At 69.4% G+C, this 6,170-nt stretch carries 4 protein-coding genes; all 4 read right to left on the reverse strand.

The window, feature by feature from the left end:
* Positions 1–104 precede the first annotated feature (104 nt).
* The 4 genes from ACESMN_RS05830 to ACESMN_RS05845 are packed head-to-tail and all read right to left on the reverse strand — an operon-like array spanning position 105 to position 6,019.
* Entirely contained in the window at positions 105–992 is an 888-nt protein-coding gene (locus tag ACESMN_RS05830; protein WP_373052660.1) for a transglutaminase N-terminal domain-containing protein, read from the reverse strand.
* Positions 989–3,571, reverse strand: coding sequence for a circularly permuted type 2 ATP-grasp protein (locus tag ACESMN_RS05835; protein ID WP_373052661.1), 2,583 nt, complete (start codon positions 3,569–3,571; stop codon positions 989–991). Before ACESMN_RS05835 ends, ACESMN_RS05830 begins: the two co-directional genes overlap by 4 nt.
* Positions 3,572–3,624: 53 nt before the next feature.
* Positions 3,625–4,569 carry an alpha-E domain-containing protein gene (locus tag ACESMN_RS05840; RefSeq protein ID WP_373052662.1) on the reverse strand — a complete coding sequence of 315 codons (945 nt, stop codon included), beginning with the start codon at positions 4,567–4,569 and terminating at the stop codon, positions 3,625–3,627.
* Between the two features lies 1 nt (position 4,570).
* Positions 4,571–6,019: a circularly permuted type 2 ATP-grasp protein gene (locus ACESMN_RS05845; protein ID WP_373052663.1), complete on the reverse strand. Its 1,449-nt coding sequence runs from the start codon at positions 6,017–6,019 to the stop codon at positions 4,571–4,573.
* Between the last annotated feature and the right edge of the window lie 151 nt (positions 6,020–6,170).

Below are 6,170 nucleotides of genomic sequence, written 5' to 3' on the forward strand. Positions count from 1 at the left end.
CACGGACCGACACGATGGGGATGGTGGGCCCGCTGCGCTTGGCCCACCCTACGCCGGCTTGAATACCCCTCGTTTCCGGGCCTCATCTTCGCGCCGACGCGCCGTCAGTCCTGGCCGATCGGCTGGACATCGACGGACACCTGCAGGTCGTGATCCTGACCGCCACCGCGGACCACACCGCGTACCGGCGCCACATCGCTGTAATCGCGCCCCCAGGCCAGCGTGATGTAGCGCTGGTCCGGCACCGCGTCATTGGTGGGATCGAATTCGAGCCAGCCCCGGGCCGGATCGTACACCGCGAACCAGGCATGCGTGGCGTCGGCACCCACGAGTCTCTCGGCGCCCTCGGGCGGCCGCGTCTCCAGGTATCCCGACACATAGCGCGCCGGGATCCCGAGCGCACGGCTGCAGGCGATCGCGAGGTGGGCAAAGTCCTGGCAGACGCCCATCCGGCTCTCGATCACCCGGGACAGCGGCGTGCTCACCTCCGTCTGTCCGGGGCGGTAGGCGAACTCCCGGTGGATGAAACGGGACACCTGCCGGCCCACGGCCTCGATGCCCTGATCGGCATCCTCGGGCAGGCAAAGGCGCCGCAGCAGGTCCGGCTGGAGCGGCAGCAGCGGCGATGCCTGGGTGTACCCGCGCGCATCCAGCGCCGCGGTGTCCACGTCCTGGCGGAGGCGCGCACGGGCCGCCTCCAGGGACAACGGCGGCTCGAACGCGAGTTCGGCCTCGGCCGCGTGGCGCGTGACCTCGAATACCGTGGTGACGTTCCACTCCCGGTGCACCTGGTCGATGTTCAGCACGCAGGCCGGATTGCCGAAGGCGTCCACGTGCTCCGCAAGGTAGCGTGGCCGCGGCTCCGCCTCCAGCCGGTAGTGGTGAAGCTGCTGCAGCGGCGCCCGCCGGGGTTTCAGGTGCAGCTCGTTGAGACTGCCGTGCACCGGCGCCGCATAGCGGTAGCGGGTGATGTGACGGACGCGGTATTTCATCCGTCCATCCGCCCCACCAGCGGCAGGGTCGGGGCCGGCGCGAGGTAGTGCGCGAACAGCGCGCGATAGCCCGCATCCAGTGCCTGCTGCTGTGCCGCCAGCAGCCCATCGAGCTCGTTGCGCATGGTGCCCGGCCCCGCGGTCCAGTCCTCGATCGCCGCGAGGCGCAGGCGTGCCCTCGCCTCCTCGAAGTGCCGGGCGTGCTCCGGAAGACGCGGCTGCCGTTCCAGGCGCGGCAGCCGCTCCAGGTGCTCCAGCAGCCGGTCCAGCTGGTAGATCAGGGCGCGCGGATTTCCGGTCTCCAGCAGCAGCAGATCGAGCAGGCCGGCGTCGTCGCGCCGGCTCGCCGGCTGCGCCCGGTAGACCGACAGGCTCTCGGCGAAGGCCAGCACCATGTTGTTCAGCAGTGCCGCCTCCCGCTGCGCGGACGGCACCACGACGGTGGCACGCAACAGGTTGACCAGCATCAGGCCCCGCTCCAGGCGTCGGCCGCAGTCCATGAAGCGCCACCCGTCCTCGCGCAGCATGCTCTCCTGGGCGAGACCCGACAGCGCCAGCAGGTGCACGGTCACATCGTCGAGCACACCGCCCGCCGCCAGCGGATCGCGCAGCGCGGCCAGCGGCTGCGCGGCGTCGCGCAGCCCGCTCAGCACGCGCACGCTGTCCGCGGACAATCGATCGAGCAGCGCATTCGCCGTGTTCTGCAGGGCCGCGAGCGCGGCAGGCACGCTGCCGGGCGCGCCGGAATCGGTCAGCAGCCGCAGGAGCTCGGCCTCCGGGTGCAACAGGCCCTGTTCCGCGCTGTCCGGACCGACGAAGCCCGGATAGCTGCAGCTGAGGTGAGTCAGCGCGCGCAGCATGCGGTCGGTGACCCCGTCGCCGGCGCGGCCCTCGGTTCGGATCGCCTGCAGCCGGCGCAGGAGCAGGCGGAACCACCGGATCAGCCCCTCCGCCCGTTCCGCGTAGCGTCCGGCCCAGAGCAGATCGTCGGCGACCCGCCGCGGGAGACTGGCGGGCAGACGGACACCGGGCTCCGGCGCCGCGACGCCGGGCTGCCCATCCGGGGCGACCGCCCCTGCGGCCGGTGGCAGCACCCAGGTGTCCTTGCTGACGCCTCCCTCCTGGTTCGACACCAGACGGTCTCCCGGCCGCCTTGCCACACGGGTCAGACCGCCCGGCAGCACCTGGACCCCGCCCGCAAACTGGCTGGCGAAGACCCGGACCGTTCCGTGCCGCGGTTCCACGCCCCCCTGCTCGTCCAGGCAGGGCATGGTGGACAGCCCCGCGCGCTCCTGCCCGACGAAGCGGGTGGGCTGTGCGCGGATCTGCCGGTACAGCGCCTCCCGTTCCGGGCCCGGCATCTCGCCCGGAAACAGCGGCCGGCCGCCCTCGATTCGGTCGATGCTGCGCACCACGAGGTCGTGGCCCTGGGTCATCACGTGTTCCAGCGAATCGGGGTCACCGCACCACCAGGTGGCCACCGAGGGAAGCAGCAGATCCTCGCCGAGCGCGAAACGGGCGATGGCCGGCAGAAACGCGGGCCACGCCGGGCTCTCCAGCAGACCGGTGCCGAGCGCGTTGGTCACCACGACGTTGCGATGGCGCACCGCCTCGACCAGGCCGGCAACGCCCAGCCGCGAATCCGGGTCCAGGCTCAGCGGATCGCACCAGGCGTCATCCACGCGGCGGAGGATCACGTCGACGCGCTCCAGCTGCCCGAGCGTGCTCAGCCAGATGCGTCCATCACGGAAGACCAGGTCCTGACCCTGCACCAGCACCAGCCCGAGCCGGCGCGCCAGCAGCACGTGTTCGAACCAGGCCTCGTTCAGCGGCCCCGGCGAGAGCAGCACGATGCGCGGCTCCGCGACATCCGGGACCAGGTCGCGCAGTCCCCGGTGCAGGCCGTCGAAGAACGGCCCCAGGTCCCGCACACCGAGCTCGGCGAAGGTGGCCGGCCAGGTCCGCGACAGGATTTCCCGGTTCTGCAGCGCATAGCCGCTGCCGGAGGGCGCCTGGGCACGGTCGCCGATCACCCGGAACCGGCCGTCCCGATCACGGGCGAGGTCGGCCGCATACAGGCTGACCACCGGGAGTCCGGCGTGCAGGGAGCCCTTCAGCACCGGCAGAAAGCCGGCGTGCGCCGCGAGGAACTCCGGGGGAACCAGGTTCGCCCGCAGCAGTTCGCCCGGGCCGAAGACATCCCTCAGGATCCATTCGAAGAGGCGTGCCCGCTGGGACAGGCCGTGCTCGATCGACGCCCATTCACCGGGGTCCAGCAACTGGGGCAGCGCATCCAGCGGCCAGGGACGCTGCACGCCGGCGGGATCCGAATAGACGTGGTAGGTAACCCCCAGCTCATCGACCAGGCGCCGGGTCTCCCGCCCGATGCCGCGTAGCGTGGCACCCTCGTGCGCCTCCAGCGCGCGCAGCAGCGGCAGCCAGTGCGCCCGCGGCCTGCCGTCGGGCAGAAGCAGCTCGTCCGCATTCCCCGCGACCGGCGCATAGTCGTGCAGCACGTCGCGCCGGGAGCCAGGCTGCCGACGCGGCGCCGTGTCCTGCGCCTGTTTCATGCCGTTCATGGGCTGCATGACCTCATGGCAGGGCCTCCGGGCACCAGCCGAACCCCCGGCCCTCAGGCGGCCCTGTCCAGCGCGAACCAGGTATCGACGATCGCACCGTGAAGCCCGGCGATCTCCTGCTGCAGCGCGTCGATGAAGTCGTGCAGGCGATCGTCATCGATCAGCTGATCGACCTCGGCCTTGAGCACGTGCCGCCGCGCCTGCAGCGCCAGCCGCAGCGGCACCTCATTGCGGGGCAACCGCTCGATCGCGCCGCGCACGTAGTCCAGCGAATGTGCGACCGCGCGCGGAAACGGGATGTCCTGCAGCAGGAAGCGGACCACGTCGACGCCGTTGATGCGCCGCTTCACGTGCTGGCGGTACATCTGGAAGCCGCTCTGCGAGCGCAGGATGCCGGTCCACAACAGTCCCTCGTAGGGACCGGCGGCATCGCCCTCCGGCCGCTTCAGCAGGCGCAGGGCGCCGGCGTCGATCTGGCGCGAGGTCATGTCCGCGCGTTCCAGGTTGCGCCCGAGGCGGATGAAGTCGTAGGCCGGATCGTGGCTCATGCAGCCGGCCAGCAGCCCGGTCAGCGTCTGGCAGCGCTGCACCACCTCGGTCAGGAACTGGTAGCGGCCGCGCTTCCCGAGACCGCTGTCGAGGTTGTCGCGCGCGAACAGGTACAGTTCGTTGACGATCTCCCAGGCCTCCGAGGGCACGAGGTCGCGGGTGGTGCGTACATTCTCCCGCGCCGACTTCAGCGAGCTGGAGACCGAGCTCGGGTTGTAGTGATCCGCGAGCAGGAACTTCACGCAGTTGCGTTCGTCCTCGCGCTGGTAGTGCTCCTCGAAGATGTCCTCCTTGCCGGTCACCGCCACCAGGTTCTTCCAGGTGAGCGGCACCGATTTCGGCATGTCCAGGGCGACCAGGTGGAAGGACATCACCATGCGCGCGGTGTTCTCCGCGCGCTCGACGTAACGGGCCAGCCAATACACGCGTTCCGCGACCCTCGAGAGCATCTCAGTCCTCCTCGTCCACGATCCAGGTGTCCTTGCTGCCGCCGCCCTGCGAGGAGTTCACCACCAGGGAGCCCTTGCGCATCGCCACCCGGGTCAGGCCCCCGGCAGTCACGTCCGTGCGCACACCCTGCAGCACGAAGGGCCGCAGGTCGAGGTGGCGGGGCTCCAGGCTCTCGTCACAGAGCGTGGGGGCCACCGACAGGTTCAGTGTCGGCTGCGCGATGTAGTTGCGCGGATCCTTCTTGATCAGCTGGGCGAACTCGGTCCGCTGCTTCTTCGACGCCTGCGGACCCACCAGCATCCCGTAGCCGCCGGACTCGTTCGCGGGCTTCACCACCAGTTCGTCCAGGTGGTCGAGCACGTAGGCCTGGTCCTTCTCGTTCACGCAGAGATAGGTCGGCACGTTGGGGATCACCGGCTCCTGGTCCAGGTAGTACCGGATCATCGCCGGCACGTAGGCATAGATCACCTTGTCGTCGGCCACGCCCGAGCCCGGCGCGTTTGCGAGCCCCACCTTACCGTTGCGCCAGGCCCGCATCAGCCCCGGCACCCCGAGCAGGGAGTCCGGATTGAATTCCTCCGGATCCATGAAGTCGTCGTCGATACGACGGTAGATCACGTCCACCCGCTCCAGCCCCTCGATGGTGCGCATGTACACGCAGTCGTCGTCGCCAACCACGAGATCCGCGCCCTCCACCAGCTCCGCGCCCATGCGCTGGGCGAGAAAGGAGTGTTCGAAGTAGGCGGAGTTGAAGATCCCGGGCGTCAGCACCGCGATCTCCGGGTAGTCCTGCGGCCGCGGCGAGATCGCGGCCAGCATGTCGAACAGCTGTGTGGGGTACTCGTCCACCGGGAGGATGCTGGAGTTCTCGAAGACCTCGGGGAAGACCCGCTTGGTCACCTCGCGATTCTCCAGCATGTAGGACACCCCCGACGGGACGCGGAGATTGTCCTCGAGCACGTACAGCGTGCCGTCCCGGTCGCGCACCAGGTCGGACCCGCAGATGTGCGCCCATACGCCGTGCGGCGGCCTGATGCCGCGGCATTGTTCCCGGAAGTTCCGCGACTTGTTCAGCACGTACTTGGGCAGGACCTTGTCCCGGAAGATCCTCTGGTCGTTGTAGACGTCGTCGATGAACAGGTTCAGCGCGGTCAGGCGCTGCACGAGGCCGGCCTGCACCCCCTCCCACTCGCGCTTCGGGATCACCCGCGGGACGATGTCGAAGGGCCAGGCGCGATCGATGTTCTCGCCTTCGCTGTAGACCGTGAAGCTGATGCCCATCTCGAGGATCGCGTGATCAGCGGCCTGCTTGCGCACCTGCAGCTCCCGGTCATCCAGGGAACTGAGGTACTCCATCAGCTTGCGTGCCACCGGGCGGGGCTTGCCCGGAGCGGCGATCAGCTCGTCGTAGAAGGGCGATGGGTCGTAGGACTTCCAGTCGATGGACATCCGGGCCGGGCTCCTGAGGCGGAAGCGGAGACTCCGTTACTCTACTCCAGAGCACGCCCGGCAAAGAAGGACCCGATCGGAAGATTCACAGGTCGACCCCATGAATCTCCGAAGGCCAGTAGGAGCGGCTTCCAGCCGCGATGGCGCGCCC

The organism is Thioalkalivibrio sp., assembly GCF_041690275.1.
GTDB lineage: Bacteria > Pseudomonadota > Gammaproteobacteria > Ectothiorhodospirales > Ectothiorhodospiraceae > Thioalkalivibrio.

Excerpts from the sequence above, each read along its gene's own strand:
- ACESMN_RS05830 (WP_373052660.1), bottom strand. The coding sequence starts at position 992 with ATGAAATACCGCGTCCGTCACATCACCCGCTACCGCTATGCGGCGCCG.
- ACESMN_RS05835 (WP_373052661.1), bottom strand. The coding sequence starts at position 3,571 with ATGAACGGCATGAAACAGGCGCAGGACACGGCGCCGCGTCGGCAGCCT.
- ACESMN_RS05840 (WP_373052662.1), bottom strand. The coding sequence starts at position 4,569 with ATGCTCTCGAGGGTCGCGGAACGCGTGTATTGGCTGGCCCGTTACGTC.
- ACESMN_RS05845 (WP_373052663.1), bottom strand. The coding sequence starts at position 6,019 with ATGTCCATCGACTGGAAGTCCTACGACCCATCGCCCTTCTACGACGAG.